Annotated in this window: 16 protein-coding genes; 7 read left to right on the top strand and 9 right to left on the bottom strand. The window is 39.4% G+C overall.

The genetic code is table 11. The features are described 5' to 3' along the window. Positions 1–222: 222 nt before the first annotated feature. The 4 genes from HDC90_RS20350 to HDC90_RS20360 all read right to left on the bottom strand — a co-directional run bounded on the left by HDC90_RS20350 (position 223) and on the right by HDC90_RS20360 (position 3,706). A complete protein-coding gene (locus HDC90_RS20350) occupies positions 223–756 on the bottom strand; it encodes a dihydrofolate reductase family protein (protein WP_184469655.1) in 534 nt (177 codons plus the stop codon). A 72-nt stretch (positions 757–828) separates the two neighbouring features. Then, complete coding sequence (locus HDC90_RS25785) at positions 829–1,191, bottom strand: helix-turn-helix domain-containing protein (protein WP_370576657.1); 363 nt, start codon at positions 1,189–1,191, stop codon at positions 829–831. Continuing rightward, positions 1,109–1,564, bottom strand: a complete 456-nt coding sequence (locus tag HDC90_RS25370; protein WP_221451906.1) for a DUF6597 domain-containing transcriptional factor — start codon at positions 1,562–1,564, stop codon at positions 1,109–1,111. The genes HDC90_RS25785 and HDC90_RS25370 overlap by 83 nt, the downstream gene beginning before the upstream one ends. A gap of 189 nt (positions 1,565–1,753) precedes the next feature. Further along, a complete protein-coding gene (locus HDC90_RS20360) occupies positions 1,754–3,706 on the bottom strand; it encodes a glycoside hydrolase family 97 protein (protein ID WP_221451907.1) in 1,953 nt (650 codons plus the stop codon). Positions 3,707–4,120: 414 nt separating this feature from the next. On the opposite strand from HDC90_RS20360, the gene HDC90_RS20365 reads away from it, so the two are divergent. The 5 genes from HDC90_RS20365 (at position 4,121) to HDC90_RS20385 (ending at position 7,918) form a co-directional block, all read left to right on the top strand. After that, on the top strand, positions 4,121–5,032 hold the full coding sequence (locus tag HDC90_RS20365) for an AraC family transcriptional regulator (protein WP_184469657.1): 912 nt from the start codon (positions 4,121–4,123) through the stop codon (positions 5,030–5,032). Between the two features lie 72 nt (positions 5,033–5,104). Beyond that, positions 5,105–5,512, top strand: coding sequence for a VOC family protein (locus HDC90_RS20370; protein ID WP_184469659.1), 408 nt, complete (start codon positions 5,105–5,107; stop codon positions 5,510–5,512). Positions 5,513–5,522: 10 nt separating this feature from the next. Continuing rightward, positions 5,523–6,146 carry a YdeI family protein gene (locus HDC90_RS20375; protein ID WP_184469661.1) on the top strand — a complete coding sequence of 208 codons (624 nt, stop codon included), beginning with the start codon at positions 5,523–5,525 and terminating at the stop codon, positions 6,144–6,146. Positions 6,147–6,460: 314 nt separating this feature from the next. Further along, complete coding sequence (locus tag HDC90_RS20380) at positions 6,461–6,925, top strand: Crp/Fnr family transcriptional regulator (protein WP_255497782.1); 465 nt, start codon at positions 6,461–6,463, stop codon at positions 6,923–6,925. Positions 6,926–6,997: 72 nt separating this feature from the next. Next, positions 6,998–7,918, top strand: coding sequence for a DUF4267 domain-containing protein (locus HDC90_RS20385; protein ID WP_184469663.1), 921 nt, complete (start codon positions 6,998–7,000; stop codon positions 7,916–7,918). A 23-nt stretch (positions 7,919–7,941) separates the two neighbouring features. On the opposite strand, the gene HDC90_RS20390 is transcribed toward HDC90_RS20385, so the two are convergent. The 3 genes from HDC90_RS20390 to HDC90_RS20400 all read right to left on the bottom strand — a co-directional run bounded on the left by HDC90_RS20390 (position 7,942) and on the right by HDC90_RS20400 (position 12,475). Continuing rightward, the gene (locus HDC90_RS20390; RefSeq protein WP_221451908.1) at positions 7,942–9,894 is read right to left on the bottom strand and encodes a glycoside hydrolase family 97 protein; all 1,953 of its coding nucleotides are present in this window, start codon (positions 9,892–9,894) and stop codon (positions 7,942–7,944) included. Positions 9,895–10,162: 268 nt separating this feature from the next. Continuing rightward, positions 10,163–11,536, bottom strand: coding sequence for a glycoside hydrolase family 43 protein (locus HDC90_RS20395; RefSeq protein ID WP_184469665.1), 1,374 nt, complete (start codon positions 11,534–11,536; stop codon positions 10,163–10,165). A gap of 9 nt (positions 11,537–11,545) precedes the next feature. Continuing rightward, the gene (locus HDC90_RS20400) at positions 11,546–12,475 is read right to left on the bottom strand and encodes a sialate O-acetylesterase (RefSeq protein ID WP_255497776.1); all 930 of its coding nucleotides are present in this window, start codon (positions 12,473–12,475) and stop codon (positions 11,546–11,548) included. A 433-nt stretch (positions 12,476–12,908) separates the two neighbouring features. Here HDC90_RS20400 and HDC90_RS20405 point away from each other — a divergent pair, with 433 nt between their 5' ends. After that, entirely contained in the window at positions 12,909–13,997 is a 1,089-nt protein-coding gene (locus HDC90_RS20405) for a glycoside hydrolase family 43 protein (RefSeq protein ID WP_184469667.1), read from the top strand. A gap of 446 nt (positions 13,998–14,443) precedes the next feature. On the opposite strand, the gene HDC90_RS20410 is transcribed toward HDC90_RS20405, so the two are convergent. Both HDC90_RS20410 and uxuA read right to left on the bottom strand, forming a co-directional pair. Next, on the bottom strand, positions 14,444–16,108 hold the full coding sequence (locus HDC90_RS20410; protein WP_184469669.1) for a glycoside hydrolase family 43 protein: 1,665 nt from the start codon (positions 16,106–16,108) through the stop codon (positions 14,444–14,446). Positions 16,109–16,190: 82 nt separating this feature from the next. Further along, entirely contained in the window at positions 16,191–17,375 is a 1,185-nt protein-coding gene (uxuA, locus tag HDC90_RS20415; protein WP_184469671.1) for a mannonate dehydratase, read from the bottom strand. Between the two features lie 476 nt (positions 17,376–17,851). Here uxuA and HDC90_RS20420 point away from each other — a divergent pair, with 476 nt between their 5' ends. Continuing rightward, positions 17,852–18,727: an esterase family protein gene (locus HDC90_RS20420; RefSeq protein WP_184469673.1), complete on the top strand. Its 876-nt coding sequence runs from the start codon at positions 17,852–17,854 to the stop codon at positions 18,725–18,727. The last annotated feature ends 9 nt before the right edge of the window (positions 18,728–18,736 follow it).

The following is an 18,736-nucleotide window of genomic DNA, read 5'->3' on the forward strand; positions in this document are numbered from 1 at the left end:
TCATGATCTTAGTTCTCTTCTTTGTTTAAATTTAACAATTGTGGCTTGCTAAAGACCACTTGAACTAAGATCACTTTATTACATAGATACTGATGCAGCTTATCAATACTAAATGTGTAAACGAAAGACTACGCTATGAACCAAAATAGAATAAAAAAAGAAAATTATTTAATCATGTTAACCAGGGTTTCTATATCTACACATTTGTTGGTGCTCCGTTACCTACTTTTTGCGTTTGTAATGTAGTTGTGTTAATCCAGTTTCGAATGTTTTTACGGTTATAAATTCTAGGACTTGTTCAGGCCTTCTGTCTTTAAATAGGCTTGTTCCATTACCTAATAAAACTGGGATAACCGAAATGATAAATTCATCTATTAGGCTGTGCTTCAATAATTCATTTATTACCTCAGCACCACCATCACAATAGATATTTTTTCCGTCTTCTGACTTTAGCTGTTTGATCAATTCGGTTATGTTTCCTGTATAAAAAGTCGTTCTGCCTACTTTCGGTCTTTCAGTTCTTGTTATAACGTAAACATCTCGTTGTCCGTTATCATAATGAGATGCTCCAATTTCGTTAACTACATAGTCATAGGTTCTTCTACCAATAATTATGGTGTCAATTTTAGACGTAAATTCTGCATAGCCATAGTCTTCCCCTTCTTTTTCTACAAGCTTCAGGAAGCTTAGGTCGTCATTTGGTTTTGCAATGTAACCATCCAGGCTCATTGCAATGAAAAGTGATAATTTTCGCATCTGCTTTAAATTCTAATGTTTCAGCAAATTTACCTATAGACCAACAATCAGACTTTGTAAAAAAGCGACAAATTAAAGTAATGATGGTGAAAGTCCAGTATTTCGTTTGATTTCATTGCTAAGATGTGAATGATCATAATAACCACATTCAAATGCAATGTCTAATAAGCTCCGGTTTTTATCTGAATTTTTGATGATATTCAAAGCATTCTGAAAGCGGATGATATTTGAATATTCTTTTGGTGATAATCCAATGTATTTTTTAAAGCTTCGCTCGAGTTGCCTTATGGTTGTGAAATTTCTTTTTGATAGGTCGTAAATACTAGTTTGTCCGTTTGTAGAATGTATATCATTAATAACTGATTGTAGTTGGTTGTTTTTGCTTTTTATTCTTTGTGAAAAAAAAAAGATCAAAATAATTGAAAGGGTTGTCAACTATTTTATCAACATTAAATGAATTGGATTTTTCAAATTCAACAGTATCATTAGTCAACTCATTTTGTGAAGCATAGCTGTAGAAATTGGCAAAAGTTGCAGGTTTCAGGCACACTCCAAATAAATGCGTATCACTGCCAATAAAACTGTCTTTGAAAGAATTCATGGCACCAACTACATAGGTTTTTCCAAAGTCTATAGAAACCGATCCGTTATCTGTCAAACAGGTATTTCCCAAATTCATTAATACACCAGCACAGCCGTCTGGAAAAACCCGTTCCCATTGACTCTCAAGCTCGTTTCCTTTCAGTTCCCAATAGAAATGAATAAAGGGTTCTAATTCTTTATTTGGTTTAATTTTTTTGTACTTCATCGGTTCTGTGGTGTGACATAAATGCCAACCAATTTTATTAGATGTCAGTGTGCATGATGCCATTCCTTCGGTAGGATTATTTTTTCGAATTTACAAAATAAATTCCTTTGGAATGATTGCTCCAACGCTGAACGCTTCCTCGTAATAATAGCTTTTCACGAAACAACGGGTGTATCCGTTCTGATATTACTACTGCTTTAGCACAAGCTTAATACAAGCACCTCCACCTGCAGCCAGTTTAACATTTAATACATCATTTCTCCTGATATTCTTCTTTACTACCTTGTAAGTTTCCCGGTTTGTTAAATAGTCTGCATTGTCCCCATCTTCTATAACCTCAGCCACAAAAGTACCTTGAGGTAAAAAAGACATCGGAATCTGAAGTAACCTTCCCTTTTCGTTTGTTGCAGTACCTACCAGGTACACGCCGTTTGAAGCTTGCCGCATGGTTACAATATATTCCCCAATTTCACCTGCCAAAGTTTTACTTTCCTTCCAGGGCATTTTCTGGGCCGACAGAAAGTTGAGCAGTTCAGGATATTTTTCATAATACTCGGGAATATCGGGAATAACAGTTGCTCCGGAAAAGGTGATTAAGGTACGGGCGGCCTCTGAAACAACCGTTGAAGGAACTTCCATATTGTTATCTTTCCGGGTGGTTTTTCCTTGGCGTAGATCGAACATCCCATTGTTCATATCAACAGGCCCAGCAATCATATTCACAAAGGCCGAGGTTACAAACGTTTTGGGATAAAATATATCCCGACCATCAAGCTGTGCTTTACAGTATTCCCGGGTAACAGCATTTGGCCAGGTACGCATCTGTCCATACGGATGGACCGGCCCATCGTGGAAATCAACCAACAGTTTGTTTTTTGCACACAGTTCGGTGAGCATTTTTGTCCGGATATTTTTTTCTTCGGGACTACCTGCCATAAAACCATACTTTACCCCAGCAGCCCCCCACTGGTGATATTGTTCCAATGTTTTTTCTATAGGAGATCTTTTTCCACCCACATCATTTAAATAGAGCCATACACCCACTCCTTTTTGTTTCCCGTATCTGATAATATTTTGAACATCCTTTGCTTTATCACCTTTTAAAGGATCCGAATCTTTCGAAAATTCCGGTCCGTACCAGTTGGCATCGAGTACTAGGTGGGGAAAGCCTTGTTTGGCGGCAAAATCGATCATTTTAACCCAAGAGGTATAGTTCATTTCATAGTGGAAGCCCTCCCATACTGCACCATCTATCCTCCAATCCCAAAGTGCCACACCCGGCTTAACCCATGAAAAATCCATTTTAGGGTCGGGGTTTAACAATTCCAGTAAGTGCGAATCAACCAGTTTACCTGGTGTGTTTCCAAAAAAGATAACTCTCCAGGCAGAGTGGTAGCCCGGATGAAGTTTCTGCGGTTTCGAAGTAACGGAAAATAAAAGGTTGCCTTTTTTTGACCGTAATTTAAGCGGTTCGCCTTCGTCTAAGCAGGCCTCGTGGATAGCCATATATTGGTTACCGCTAGCTTTAATGGTCATTACCGGCATTCGTTCACCGTCAGCCTGCGAGAGTAATTCTGGTCCGATATTATGCCGCTCAAAATTATAGTACCAGGCCGTAAAATCACCAGCAAAATTAAACCCTGTAAATTCAGATAGAACCGTTTGTTCGACTTTACTTTCTTGCGGGATAAGGTATCGGAATGCGACACCATCATTGTATGCCCGCAACACTACGTTCATTTTATCTGAACTGTTGATCGCGGAAGACAGCTTAATTGTTAGTTCATTATAATGATCAGAAACTTGTTGCCTCTTGCCCCAAACGGGTTTCCAGGTACCGTTGACTGTTTTTCGGTCTTGGGCGGTAACTATCCATCCTGTAGAAGGGATCGTGCCATTTTTTACCGTCTCAAAGCCCATTGGTGATCTGTCTATTAATAATTTGTTGTTGGCAGAAAAGCTATAGCAATAATTGCCGTTAGACTGTTGATGTATCTTGATTTCCAGTTTTTTATCTGGAGAACTCAAGGTGTATTCCTTCTGAAGGGTCTGCGCATATCCCGCACAAACAGACCATTGGAGCATTAAAAATAGACCTAAAAATTTCATGTTTTTAAAAGACTTACCTGGTTTAAATTTCATTATATATACTGCTTTCAATACAGAGCCTAAAAATAAATAATATGCAATTAAGAATACCCTTATAGCATATTGTAAATTGAAATTGATTCATGATCAGTTAATAAATATAAAAAATAGACGAGGTTCTGCAACCTGTTTTTTATATAGATGTATTTAACATCAACAACCATACTCACTTGTGGAAAGAAATATTTTACCTTCAGAAAAAGACACTTGTTTAGTTAGTTTTATATTTCTTAAATTCATTTTCTTCCCATATTTGTGTTAAAGACTTATTTCTTCTTTCTTAATCTGTATAATGCCGCTTATACCAAGACGCTCCGGGTTGGGTTTTGTGTGTGGTAGTAGGATAATGTAAGATTGTATCGATTTCAAAAATCTTTATATTATTTTTGGCCAAATCTTTTTATAGCCATGAGGAAAACCACCGGCATACTTCCTTACTATACAGAAATCAATGATTTTTTAGCTTCCATTCCATGGCCTGAGCGGACAACAAACCCAGATTTTTATTGTCTGAGGTTGAAGCCGATAGAAGGTGGTCAGATGCCAGTTTACAGGCCTCCTTTTAAACGATCGTTTTACTTTTTCGCACTGCTTTTCAATTCTGGTGAAATTAAAGTGGAATACGGAGAGCAGACCATTCAGGATGCTGATTCCTATTTGGTATTCCATTCACCAAATCTGGTTTATAGCTTTACCCATAATAATGCACTGGAGGGATACGTGGTTTATTTTAAGCCCGATGCTTTTTCTTTTTTTAAGCCAGGGTTCCACCGTCAGTTCACGCTGTTCGATCCCCATCGCACCAACCTGTTTAAGTTTGATCACGGGATGTTTAGGCAGTTAGCCCCACATTTTGAGTCTGTTTTTGCCGCTTATGAACATTCTGAGAAAGATGCCCACCTGGAAGCACGATTGAAGTTACTGGGGCTGTTGTGTCATTTGCAGAGTTGTGTATTAGAAAGTAAACAAAATGAGGTGCCAACTGGTAGGCCGGAACTATTGTTGCGGGACTTTCTACAGTTGATTGAAAACAATTATATCCATAAACGAAGTATTAAAGAATATGCTGCCTTGCTTTCAGTGACTCCAAATTATCTTTCACGGTCTGTTAAGCAGGTTTCTGGGCGCAACGCATTGACTTTTATCACAGAACGTTTGGTTTCTGAGGCCAAATCGCTTGTTCGCTATACTGATATGGAGATTTCCACGATTGCCTACCAGTTAGATTTTTCTGACCCGGCTAATTTTGGTAAATTCTTTAAAAAGCACACCAAGTTTTCTCCATCAGCCTTCCGCAGTCAGCATAAGGGATTAAATTGACCTGTAAAACCAAGATTTAAACCTATCTTTTCAATCCGTTTCTGCCGTTATTTGCTGGAAAAATTTAAATTTATGCCAAGCAAAATATTTATCAATCTGCCGGTAAAAGACCTAGGCAGATCCATTGAGTTTTTTACAAACCTGGGTTTCTCCTTCAATGAGCAGTTTAGCAATGAGCAGGCCGGCTGTATGATCATCAGTGAGAGTATCTTTGTGATGCTGCTGACCGAAACCTATTTCAGCTCATTTATTGATACCGAAATCTGTGATGCCAAACGCCAAACCGAAATGCTCATTGCGCTCGATGCCAGCTCAGTAGATGAGGTAAAAGAATTTATCAGCAAAGCGGAATCCCTTGGCGCCAGGATTTATGCAGACCCCAAAGATCACGGATTTATGTACCAGCATAGTTTCGCTGATTTGGATGGACACAAGTGGGAGTTGGTATTTATGGACATGAACCAATTTGGACAATCTTAATAACACGGAAATGGAAAAAATAAAATACGACCCTGCTATTGATGCCTACATTGCCAACGCTGCAGATTTTGCCCGGCCCATTCTTGAACATTGGCGTAGGCTTGTGCACGAGAGCTGTCCGGATGTGGATGAGGCAATCAAATGGGGAATTCCCCACTTTGATTACAAGGGAGACCACATGTGTGTGATGGCCTCGCACAAGGCGCACTGTTCTTTCACCTTTATAAAGGGCGAACTGATGAGAGATGCAAGATTGAAAGCCGCAAAAAACCTAAAGGGCACTAGCCGGTTCCTTGGTAAAATAACAAAGGTTAACGAGCTGCCTTCCGATCAGGAATTTATCGATATGATAAAGGAAGCGGTGCAATTGAATGAGCAGGGGGTGAAGATAAAGCGCGAAAAAACAGAAGATAATAAACCTAAAGTACTTGATACGCCTGATTATTTCCAGGATGCATTGGACAATGAGCCAAAAGCCAAAGCGGTTTATGTGAGCAAATCAAATTCATTCCGTAAAGAATATATTGTATGGATCAGCAGCGCAAAGACCGATGAAACGCGGCAAAAACGGATACAGGAAGCAATAGCTTGGATAGGCGAAGGAAAAGGCAGATTTTGGAAGCACCAAAAGTAATGCTGCGGGAGCTCCGAACCAATCTGCTATGAAAAACTTGGGGAGACTGCGAGATTCGAAAATAATGCAATCTCTCTCCAATTCCACCGAAAAACAATACCATTTAGTCAGTGTAAAACTTAGTTGCGGAACATGTTAAAGGAGCGATTTAAGGCATAAAAAAAATTACGATCTTTAAAGAACCAATTTGAGGATATTATGATGGATATATTGTTGCAGACGATTGAAAAAGCGGTAAATGTAGACCAGAATGAAAAAGAACTCATTGTCAGGCTTTTCCGTGAAAAAAAAAGTATGCGAAGGGCGATTGTTTTCTGAAGGAAGGTGATGTATGTCGAAATGTTGGATTTATAATAAACGGCGTAATGCGATATTATATTAACGATGATGGAGAGGAAAAGACTTACGGATTTGCCAAAGAAGCTGATTTTGTCTGCAACAATGAAAGTTTTCTACCTCAGCAGCCATCCCGGCAAATTATCCAGGCGCTGGAGGATTGTACTTTATTGGTTATCGGATACAATGATCTTCAAAAATTTTATACTTCAATCAAAAGTGGTGAACGTTTCGGGCGGCTTGTTATCGAGCAGGTTTTTGTCAAGACCTTACAGGGACTCAATTCTTTCTACACGGATTCACCAGAGCTTCGTTATGAAAAATTTGTAAAAGAATATCCAGATCTGTTACAGCGGATCCCACAATATTATATTGCTTCCTATGTGGGCGTTAAACCACAATCGCTAAGCCGTATCCGGAGTAGAAATACGCGCAGAGAATGAATTGTTAACTCAGGTGCATGAAAGGTGAAAAGGATGCAGATAACTTTGTTGTCAACTTAAAAAATAAATATTATGACAACAAGAATTTGTTACAGCATTGCATTTTTGACCGGAATAGGTTTGCTATTTATAGGTCTAAGATTTTTGATTTCACCGGTTAAAGCTGAATTCGACTATGGTATCTTCACTAATACCAATCAGGATTATTCCTTTCACTATATCAAAGGCATCAGGGATCTATTTTCAGGTATTCTCCTATTGTTTTTAGTATGGACGAGGGAAAGAAGGGCTCTGGGTATAGTACTGCTCTCGGCAACTGTAGTGCCATTGGGAGATTTCATGATTGTAATGGGCAAAAACGGAAGCGATTGGCAGCATGCAATAGCTCATTTGATCGCCATAGCAATCTGCGTTATCACCGGCCCGGTACTTTTATTGCAAAAAACCAAAAAAAGTAGTTCCGACAAACAAATATCCTTTAATTTAATTCGCTCAGCGGCCGATGGTGGGCCTACAATAGCGGAGTGTGATCTGCTGCCTGGCGCAAAAACCCCTTGGCATTACCACACATTATTCTCTGAAAAATTTGAAGTCCTGGAAGGCGAACTGGAAGTTGGAAAGGCCGGTAAACGTTATCAACTCAAGTCTGGAGACGAGATCGTTATATTGGCTAATGAGACGCATCTTTTTTACAACAGATCTGAGAGCATGTGTCGGATACGGACAACCATAGAGCCTGGAAATATTCCATTTGAGCAGGCCTCGTTAATTCTATTGGGGCTCGCAAAGGATGGTTTTACTAACAGGAACGGGATACCAAAAAAGCTTTCAGACCTAGCTTTGTTTATTTATTTGAATAATTCCAAGATGACCGGAGCAATGAAAATCGCGGAGCTATTTTTAAGTTTTGTTGCGAAAATTGCTATAAATATGGGTCGATTGAAGGTTCTTGAGGATACCTATTGTAAACCTGCGCGCCGGATAATTTCATAAACTTCCCCTCCCGGGGAGCTATTTTATTTTGCCACGATTACATTTGCCCCGCCTGGTAAAAGTTTTACTTTCAATTGTTTTGCCTTGTTTAATTTCAGCTGTTTTATTTGAGGTGAACGATCGTCGGCATCTGAGTATAAGGTAACATCAGTACCCGATAACATTGGAAGCGAAATGTCGATTGTTTTCGCTGTAGTTTCAGCATTTATGGCTGCAATATACCAGGTATCGCCATGGCAACGTGCCAATACACAATATTTCCCGGGATATCCATCAACAAAAACAGTGTTGTCCCATGTGGTAGGCACATTTTTCATAAAATCGATCACGTGAGGTGCAACGTCGGTGAGGTTATTAGGGGTGATGCCAAAATTCTGCACTGGATTCTGGAAAAGGATGGCGGTTGCCAATTGGAAAGTTTCTGTTGTTTTTCTAATTGTTCCTCCGTCATTTTTCCTGTTATGGCGTTTATTTAAAAGAACTGGTCCGAAATCCATTGCGCCTACAGCATTCCGGATAAATGGATGAAGGCTGGCACTGATGGCCTCGTTATCATTTGCATGTTGGGTGAATATCAGGTTCTCTGATGCCAATACCGCCTCACTCCCAACATAGTTGGGGTACATTCTTTCCCAGCCTCTGGGTATTGTGCAGCCATGGAAGATTACCGTTAAGCCAAAGGTGTTGGCATCAGCTAAAATATCTTCATAGAGTTTCATGGTCTCCTGCTTGTCGCCACCAAAAAAATCTACCTTAATCCCTTTTATACCAATCTGCTGCATCCATGCCATTTCCTGTTTTCTAGCCGAAGCTGTATTCATTTTATATTTAGGCCCCTGCGGGGCATCGTTCCAAAAGCCATTGGAGTTATACCATAAGGAAATACCAACTTTTTTCGCTTTTCCATAGGCAACCAGTTCTTCGATTTTTTTCCGTCCAATTTTGCTGTCCCACCAGTTATCGATCAGTACAAACTCATAGCCCATAGCTGCAGAAAGATCGATGAACTTTTTCTGATCTTCGAAATTAATGCTTTCATCTTGCCATAACAGCCAGCTCCAGGTAGATCGGCCAAAGGTATAGTTTTTTGATGCGGTATATTGTGGCGTTACAACATCAAACGGCACAGTAGTTTCAACAATTGGTTTAAGTGTACGTCCAACGGTAATGATGCGCCAAGGGGTATTACCTGGTAATGATATAGTTGGATTTGCACTACCGATACCATTATTTTCACCCTTCTCCGGAAAAGCAATTTTGTAATAACCATCTTTAGTACCTTCGCTTAGCTTGGAACCACAGTAGAGGGAATTTACACCAGTTTCTGAAAGCAATACCCAGCCCTCATTCCCCAAATGGAAGAGGGCGGGAAAAGTATAGCCTAAGCCATATTTCGAAGGAACGCCCATGGCTTGATCGGGTGTATATTCTTCTTCGTAGCTTGGCTTGGTTTTCATCCAGCCAATCATGGGTGTAGCCTGCGGTGTCAAAAATGTAGTGGTATTTGCCGGGAATTTGTATCCGCTCAATTCTTCTTCAATGACAAAGGTTGCGGCCTCACCAGTTTGGGGAACCTGATATTTAAAGGCAATGTCGCTATTGCTTACGCGGAATACGACTTCCAGTTGATTCTTTTTGGCGTTTTCAAACTTGCAGATGAGTTCATTTGCCTGATAACTTACACTACTGATCTTGATTTTTGGTTCAGTGTAGTGCTCATCAATTTGTCGTAATTGCTTACCCGTTAGCTTGAGACCAGATGATAAATCTATCTGACTTCCACGAAGCCCCAGAGGAGACCGTTCAATCATTTCTTTTCCCTGTAACGTTACATTGTAATAAAGTTTACCCTCATTTAAATATAGTTTAACCATCAATTTCTGATCTGGGCTTGTAACGTTAAGGGCTTGGGCAAAAGATATAAAGTGGCTCGCAATCAGTACCATTGCCAGTAAAAGGCCTTTAAAATAATTCATAGTTAAAGATTTGAGGATATTCATCACAACGGAATAAGCTTATTTGGTTTAGATTTATCAGATCAGTTTTAAAAACTGAAAATTAGGAAATATTTTTAAATGTTATAATGACGTTTATTGTTTTTTCTATAGCACTAGTAGTTCAACAGCGCTAGCGTTATATTCCCAATCAAAACACTAGCGGTTTTATTGAAAAACTTAAGTGTGGAATAGATTGAAGCTGCTTTGGATATTGGGCGATGTTAAGGTGATAAAAACAACTTATCTATCAGCGGATAAAACGCCAGGAATCAAAATTAAAGAGGTTGTTACCCTCACCTTTAAATACCAAATACAGGTCGTGTATACCAGTGATCTGGTTTATTTTACAAAGCTGGGCTTTCCACTCTTGAGCATTTTTGATTGATTTTACTTCCAGGTTTCCAAGCAGCTTACCATTTAGGCTGTCTGCCCGAAGTTCTATATTCCCTTGTGAGGATAGTGAGGCAACAGTTGCTTCGAACTTGGTTGCGCCTTTGCCAAAATCTATACTGCGGATTTTGATATAATCTCCATTGTCAATATTGGATACATAAATAGCTCCTGTCAAGCTATCCTGATTGGTTTTTACACCTTCTGACCATGCGATGGTTTCGGCTTCAACACGGCTGAACGGATCCAAGTTCGACACACTTTTTAACACACCTGATTTGGTACGGTTAATCCTGGGGATCGATCCATCGGGGTTAAAACTGAATGGCTCGATACAAACCGAACGTTTGAAGCCTCCGCCTCCTGGCAAACTTCCATCATGATAAAATAAATAAGACTGGCCTTTGAAATCGATGTAGCCTGGGTGATTGGTAAATGCACCGCGATTTTCGATCACTTTCATGATCGTATCCCCATATATCCAAGGCCCTGTTGGTCCATTGCTGGTAGAATAAGCCAAATGTTCGGGAACGCCACCAGCAGGATAAAGCAGGTAATATTTGCTTTTTCGTTTAAAGAACCATGGCCCTTCCTCATATTCAGATGGCCTTTTTTCAGGATCTTTTTTCCTCGCACCAAATCCTTGCCTGGTTAGCGGCACTTTTACGATCCCTACTTTTTCGTCATAAGAAATCATATCCTTATTAAGTTTTACATAATACAATTGAGGATTGCCCCAATACAGATAAGCCTGCCCGTCATCATCAATAAAAACACTCGGGTCAATATATCCAAAACCCAAAAGTAAGGGCTTGCCTATTGCATCTTTAAAGCCTGCTGTCGGCCTGTCAGAGATTGCAACGCCAATAGCATTCCCGCCATTTTTTTGGTTTACAGGTAAGTAGTAGTAGAATTTTCCATTTCTGAAGATGCACTGGCCTGCCCATGCATCACCGCGCGACCAGCCAAAATCTTTATAGGATAAAATAGCACCGTGATCAGTCCAGTTAACCATATCCTTTGAAGAATAACAGCGCCAATCGTTCATGGTGAAAAAGTTTTTCACCGTAACATCTTCGTCATGAGAGGTGTATAGGTAAACGGTTCCATTGTGTACCATCGGCGCCGGATCAGCTGTATAATATGTTTGAACGATCGGATTCTGGGCGAAAGCTGCCAATACTGACAGTAGGCCAGTGAAAAGTGATATTCCAAATATTTTTTTCTGCATTTTTTGATATTATTTTAATAGGGAAAGCATCGTTTTGGCATAACGCTCACCAAGCATGCGATAGCCCTGCGCATTGAAATGTAGATGGTCTGCCGCAGCGGTACAGCCAGCTGAAGATATGATGTGTGCATTGGAAATTATTGTTGGCAAGGTGGCTATAATTTTATTCATTGATGCGCACGTTCCTCCCTGATCTGCGTGAACCACTTCACCGGCGAGAAGGGGCGTAGATGTCGGATTTAAGTTTAAATCCCTGATGAGATGCTCATAAACTACTTTTACTTTTTTTGGCCATTCCTGATCTCCGGTATTAGATTCGCCTTGATGTAACAGAATACCTTTTATAATTCCTGATTGCTGTGCAATCTTGGCTAACTCCACCAAACGGCCGTACGGATTTCCGCCATAGGCGTCTAAAGCCGACTTCATCCATTCTGGTGCAGTAGCCGTATAGGTCTGATAATTATCTTTATCAAATAATTCAATTTTGCAACCACCAATCGCTACATTAATAATTCCTATGCGTACATCTTTGGGAAGTGAATCCAGGAGTGTTCGTCCGAAATAGTCCATTGGAGTTAAACCAGTTTTGCATCGGCACAAAGGTGGTTTAGCAGTATACCAATTCCCTTTTTTTCTGCCTAACTCCACACAGTCAACTGCCTGAAGAACGCTGAATCTATTGTCTACTGTTGTATCCTGAGGTTCGAATGGCGCATTTCCTTCCATATTAGATTGACCGAAGCTCAGAAAAACATATAATTTAGGGCCCTGAGCATATGATTTTTCACTATTGCATAACAAAGATGCAAGCAACAGGGCAATTCCCAATAGTTTGTTGTAGGCTTTAGGTTTGATAAATTCTATAGCAGCATTATTTAGATCAGTGCCTATCATTTTTATCGAATATCGTACTCCGTTTGTGATGTTTTGTTTCATATTAATTTAATTTCTATCGTTTAACCCGGAGCTAAAGTATTAAACGCCTCAGATTTGAAGTAGCATTTTTCATCATAAAAAAGGCTTATATGATCAAAATTTATAGGCTGGCCTGATACCTTGAGGTAAACTGATTTAGCCAATTGAATAACAGATTATATTACGCAGCAAAAAAAAAAGCGAGTTCTATATAGATTTTTTAAGTTTATAATCAACATTTCTGCTATCATATTATTCAAAGTTTCCATACTAAATTCTTCTTTTAATATAGTTTTATCTTTTGCCTCGCCTATGGTTTTCGAATCCGTTTTATGCGAAAAATTGCGGCAAAATTTTAACCAAATAAATGAACAATAAAAATTATAGCGCCCAGCATGGGATAAATTTTTCTGTAATCGTATTTAACCAAAAATAAATAAAAATGAATCTAAAAATGAAGAGCCAATCTGCTTTGGCAATTGCCCTAATTGTTGCATTAGGGAGTTCTTGCCAAGAAAAAAACAAACGTTCAGCGGAAAACGAAACTACAAAGGCCGGAGAAAAACACTACCTTTCTGAGCCATTGGTGAAGGAAATTTATACTGCAGATCCTTCTGCACATGTTTTCAATGGTAAAATTTACATCTACCCATCGCATGATATAGAATCGGGCGTAAAGGAAAATGATAATGGAGATCATTTTGATATGAAGGATTATCGGATTCTTAGTATGGACAGCATAGGTGGCAAGGTTACCATTCATGAGCCTGGATTATCTGTGCGTGATATTCCATGGGCAGGCAGGCAATTATGGGCACCAGATGCGGCCTATAAAAATGGCATGTATTATCTTTATTTTCCTGTAAAAGATAAAAATGATGTTTTCAGGATAGGGGTGGCAACAGCTAAAGATCCGGTTGGCCCATTTAAAGCAGCTAAAGAGCCAATTGATGGAAGTTTTAGTATTGATCCTGCTGTTTTTACAGATACTGATGGTAGCAGCTACATGTATTTTGGTGGGATCTGGGGCGGACAGCTTCAGCGTTGGAAAGACGGAAAATATGATCCGAATGGTTCTAAAACCGATTCTGGAAAAGAAAACGAACCTGCATTAAGTGCAAAAGTTGTAAAACTAAGCAAGGATATGACAGCTTTTGATGGGAAAGTTAAAGATGTTGTAATTTTAGATCAGCAAGGCAAACCGCTTCTTACAAAAGATCACGATCGCAGGTTTTTTGAGGGTGCCTGGATGCACAAATATAATGGGAAGTATTATTTTACCTATTCAACTGGCGACACTCATTTTCTGGCGTCGGCAATATCGGATAGTCCTTGGGGGCCTTTTAAATATCAAGGTACTTTCATGACTCCTGTTGAGGGCTGGACTACGCATCATTCAATTGTTGAAATTAAAGGTAAGTGGTATATCTTTTATCATGATACCCAACTCTCTGGAAAAACACATTTAAGAAACGTGAAAGTAACTGAACTTCATCACCTTAAGGATGGCACAATTGAGCTTATAAAACCCAATAAAAATTAATTACTTACGATGGTAATTGTTCAGTGAGTAGGATTGGGTTAATCCTTTGTGAAAATAGGGAACTTGTTTCATAAAACAAGTTCCTATTAACTCATCCGTCATTCCCGCGTAGTCCACACGATAGTCCGTAGGCGAGAATCAAACAGTGCTCAGCAAAACTAATCTTAAAGCGCTTGAATAACGATTCTAAATCGAGCTCCGAATATTGAAGGTATTAGCAACTGTAGGTATTACGGAAAAGTGCTTCGACAGACTCAGGATGAAAATTCTATATTCAGTTTATACAGCCTAAAAATGTCGTCCTTGCTGAGGAGGTTTTTTCAGCCGACGAAGCAATCTTTATAGTAAGACCACTATCATGAAAGATTGCTTCGTTATTCCTTCTCGCAAGGACGATTTTTCTACAGGAACCTGTAATAATAAGCGCCGCTATAGATCAACATTCGTTATTTTGTATTATAGATTTTATCCTTCCCACTATAATCAATCCATTTAAAGCTGGCTTTATTGTCGCTTTGTTGACCAGATGATGTAGCATACAGCGCGAAAAGAGAACCGATAAATCCACCTGCCGCCTGTGTGCTTAAATATTTGCCATCAACATCCTTTTTTAAAGTAAGCCAGTCACTGTTTCCTTCTCGGTATTTAAAATCATAGCGGCCGCCTTTAGCTTCAATCTCCAACTGGAGATCGGCTGATGAATTTAACAGGGGTAATTCTGTAAGTAATGCCATTGTGCCTGTAGTCTTATCACCTTTAAAAAGCTGAATTACGTTTTTGTTTTCTTTAATGGATTTGCACATGAAGTAAAAATTAAACTCCCCCTGGAAAATCATTAACCCTGCTTTCTCATTTTCAGATTTCGGCAGGAAATGAAGTGCTGTACTTGCCGTACAGAACATATGTTGCTGTCTTTTCCCCAAAAAAGCAGGATTTGTTTTTTCCATACAGGTTTCGGGCTTAAGTTTCATCGTAAATCCATTTTTCTTATCCAGATTATACCATGAACTGTCGTTTTTTCTTAAAAATAAAAGAGAAGGATCTAAGCCCTTATCAAATGTAGTGCGATAAGAAAAGTTACCACTCTGTGGTGGAATACCCTTTTGTTTAACTTCTTTAAAATCCGCCTGATATTCATATTGTACTTCTTTGAAATCTGGATTGATTACTGGCCACCCGTTTGTCCATTTTACCGGAGCGATAAAGGTTTCTCGTCCTGTATTGTAAAAATTACCCTCGTACGGGCGTACAGCAAGGAAAATGGCATAAGTTTTTCCGTCAGGCCCTTCAACCAATTCTGCATGGCCGGTTGAGGTTATCGGATTCGCACGTTTTGGATCTAAATCCCGTTGCGTTAGAATTGGATTGTTTTCATAAGGAATATATGGGCCGGTAGCTGACCGACTTCTAAGGATAACCTGTGAATGATTTACACTCGTTCCACCTTCAGCAGCGCATATATAATACCAGTCTTCGCGTTTAAAAATGTGTGGCCCCTCAATCCATACTGGTTTTTTTGAAATATCCACTCCACCATTTACAAGCAAGTGTTCAGTACCAACAACTTTGAGTGTCGTAGGGTCGAATTCATATGTGCGAATGGTACGGTGGCCACTGTAAAGTGGCTTATTGTCAGGAGCATCACTATTATATACGATGTAGGCCTTATCCTGATCAAAAAATAAAGATGGATCTATTCCTCGTACTTCGCGAAGCCACACTGGGTCGCTCCATGGACCTGCAGGATTTTTAGCGGTCATAACAAAATTTCCGCCCTTATCTATATTGGTACAAGTGATATAAAAAGTTCCATTATGGTAATTAATGGAAGGTGCGAACAAACCACGCGAGGTACCATCGCCCAGAAAAGTCATCTGCGTATTTCGCTCAATTACATTTCCAATCTGTTTCCAGTTTTTTAAATCCTTACTGTGAAAAACAGGAATGCCCGGAAAATAAGAAAAGGTAGAATTAACCAGGTAATAGTCAGTACCTACTTTAGTGATACTTGGATCTGGATAAAAACCAGCAAGAATTGGATTTGTAAATTTTATTTGTGCAAATGCTTGTGTAGTAAAGCATAACAAGAATAAATAAAAGATTTTTTTCATAATTGTATATTTGGTTATTGAAGAAATATGCTCGTTTTTTTGTCGTTTTTTTTGCGCTTTATCTCAAAAAAAAGCTACTGTATTAATGATATAAGTTTTCTGTTTTTAAAGTTTGGCTGATGCCCAATTCGAGTCCGCGTAGTTCGGCAAGTCCTTTCAGCCTTCCTATGGCAGAATAACCAGGATAGGGGCTTTTATCCAGATCATCAAGCATTTGGTGCCCATGATCGGGGCGCATAGGGATGGAACGGTTTTGGGTATACATGAGTTTTAGGATAGCCGTGACCAAAACGCTCATATCAGCATTTCCTTCCAGGTGATTGGCCTCATAAAAATTGCCATTACCCTCTCGCTGAACGCTTCGCAGGTGTAAAAAATATATTTTGTCTCCCAACCGCTCAATCATTCCTTTTAAATCATTATCTGACCGGGCACCAAAAGAACCGCTACAAAAACAAATTCCATTAGATGGCGCAGGCACTGCTTTTAATATTTTGTGCGCATGTTCTTCTGTACTCATAATTCTTGGCAAACCTAAAATCGGGTAGGGAGGATCATCCGGATGAATGGCCAACTGTAGCCCGCTTTGATCAGCCGTTGGGGTGATTTCCTGCAAAAAACTGATTAAATTATCGCTCAGTATTTCTGCTGAAATGTTTTTATATCCTTCCAGTAAAGTAAGAACCTGATCTTTCGTAAAATGATCTTTGCTCCCTGGCAGGCCCTGCAAACAGTTGCTCATTAAAGTGTGCTGCTCTTGTGAATTGAGTTGAATAAAGAAGCTTTTGGCATCTTGCAATTCCTGTGGTGTATAGTCAGCATTTGCTCCAGGTCGGTTTAATAAATAAAGGTCAAAAGCAATGAATGCCGTTTTCTCAAATCTTAAGGCTAGTGCGCCCGTATTGGTCTTAAATTTTAAATCGGTCCGCATCCAGTCTAATACCGGCATGAAATTGTAAGTAATCACTTTAATACCGCAATTGGCCAGATTTTTCAGACTGGTTTTATAATTTTCAATCCATAGCTGATATTCGCCCTGCCTCTTTTTTATATCTTCATGTACCGGCAAACTTTCTACTACTTCCCAAACCAAGCCAGAAGATTCAATGAGTGATTTACGAGTCAATATTTCTTCCTCTGACCAGATTTCTCCAACGGCGATGTGATGTAAAGCTGTTACCACTCCGGTACAGCCTGCCTGCAGGATATGGGCTAGTGTAACAATATCATTAGGGCCGTACCAGCGCATTGTTTGGATCATTTTCATAGCAGGGCGGTGTTGTTTTGAAGGATATTTTGATCGCACATCATCATGTTATTAATTTGCTTTTTAATTTGAGCAGCAATATTTTCCAGCTCTTTAATGGCGTGTTTCATACTTGGTTTTTAGTCTGGGTTCTATAAAAATTATTTTGCTGCATCAATTTGGCTTTTTCATGCAATCGATTGCCAAAAAACGTTGTACAGCTTTAATTTTTTCTTAGCTTAGTGCTGTTTAAGGTCAATTATTTTTGAAATACCTTCTGGTTAGGTCCTTTTTCCGAAAAGTATCTATTACCGAAGTTCATTAAAGATTTTTAAATAAATAATGATTTGTTCTGCTCAAAGGCATTTTTGAACATTTTTGTCCTCAAAATAATCAATGGTTCCATCATCGTGCGGTGCGATGCACTTAAGTTTGTAGTAATAATTAATTTCTGGCGGGTAATCAATTATTCCTGCCAATCACCTCTAACCAAAAAAATGAAACGATTAATCTCCATCTTAGCAACACTGATTTTTATTCAAACCGTTGTTTTCGCGCAAAAGCAGATTCCTACGGCGCCTGCAAGTTTTGATGTTAACCAGGAAACCATCCCCCATGGAAAAATAGATACGATCCAGTATGTGTCAAAAACTGTTGGGGTAACCAGGAAAGCCACTATTTATTTTCCGCCGGGTTATTTAAAAACCAAAAAATATCCGGTTTTATATCTGCTCCATGGTATTGGTGGCGATGAAAAGGAATGGCTTAATGGTGGGAAACCTCAGGTAATCTTCGACAACCTGTATGCCGCCGGAAAGCTTGAACCTATGCTGGTGGTGATGCCAAACGGCAGGGCGATGAAAGATGATCGTGCCACGGGAAATATTATGGCCCCTGAAAAAGTTGCTGCCTTTGCAAACTTTGAAAAGGATTTGCTCCAGGACCTGATTCCATACGTGGAAAAAAATTACCCTGTTTTTAAAGACAGGAACCATCGTGCCCTTGCCGGATTGTCTATGGGTGGTGGACAGTCTTTAAATTTTGGATTAGGAAATCTAGATACATTTGCCTGGGTTGGTGGCTTTTCTTCTGCTCCGAATACCAAGGTACCTGCAGAATTATTGCCAGATCCGGCCAAAGGTAAAGCAATGCTTAAGTTGCTTTGGATTTCTTGCGGTGATAATGATAGGTTGCTTAACTTCTCTCAGCGTACCCACGAATATCTGGTAGAAAAAAATGTTCCACATATTTATTATGTTGAACCAGGTGTGCACGATTTTAAAGTATGGAAGAATGATCTGTACCTGTTTAGTCAATTGCTATTTAAACCTGTTGATCAGGCTTCCTTCCAAAAGTATAGTCTAAACCCTTAACAACTGATT

Source organism: Pedobacter sp. AK013, assembly GCF_014205835.1.
Lineage (GTDB): Bacteria > Bacteroidota > Bacteroidia > Sphingobacteriales > Sphingobacteriaceae > Pedobacter.

Coding starts and splice junctions, on each gene's coding strand:
- HDC90_RS20350 (WP_184469655.1), bottom strand. CDS start 756: ATGCGAAAATTATCACTTTTCATTGCAATGAGCCTGGATGGTTACATT.
- HDC90_RS25370 (WP_221451906.1), bottom strand. CDS start 1,564: ATGAAGTACAAAAAAATTAAACCAAATAAAGAATTAGAACCCTTTATT.
- HDC90_RS20360 (WP_221451907.1), bottom strand. CDS start 3,706: ATGAAATTTAAACCAGGTAAGTCTTTTAAAAACATGAAATTTTTAGGT.
- HDC90_RS20365 (WP_184469657.1), top strand. CDS start 4,121: ATGAGGAAAACCACCGGCATACTTCCTTACTATACAGAAATCAATGAT.
- HDC90_RS20370 (WP_184469659.1), top strand. CDS start 5,105: ATGCCAAGCAAAATATTTATCAATCTGCCGGTAAAAGACCTAGGCAGA.
- HDC90_RS20375 (WP_184469661.1), top strand. CDS start 5,523: ATGGAAAAAATAAAATACGACCCTGCTATTGATGCCTACATTGCCAAC.
- HDC90_RS20385 (WP_184469663.1), top strand. CDS start 6,998: ATGACAACAAGAATTTGTTACAGCATTGCATTTTTGACCGGAATAGGT.
- HDC90_RS20390 (WP_221451908.1), bottom strand. CDS start 9,894: ATGAATTATTTTAAAGGCCTTTTACTGGCAATGGTACTGATTGCGAGC.
- HDC90_RS20395 (WP_184469665.1), bottom strand. CDS start 11,536: ATGCAGAAAAAAATATTTGGAATATCACTTTTCACTGGCCTACTGTCA.
- HDC90_RS20400 (WP_255497776.1), bottom strand. CDS start 12,475: ATGAAACAAAACATCACAAACGGAGTACGATATTCGATAAAAATGATA.
- HDC90_RS20405 (WP_184469667.1), top strand. CDS start 12,909: ATGAAGAGCCAATCTGCTTTGGCAATTGCCCTAATTGTTGCATTAGGG.
- HDC90_RS20410 (WP_184469669.1), bottom strand. CDS start 16,108: ATGAAAAAAATCTTTTATTTATTCTTGTTATGCTTTACTACACAAGCA.
- uxuA (WP_184469671.1), bottom strand. CDS start 17,375: ATGAAAATGATCCAAACAATGCGCTGGTACGGCCCTAATGATATTGTT.
- HDC90_RS20420 (WP_184469673.1), top strand. CDS start 17,852: ATGAAACGATTAATCTCCATCTTAGCAACACTGATTTTTATTCAAACC.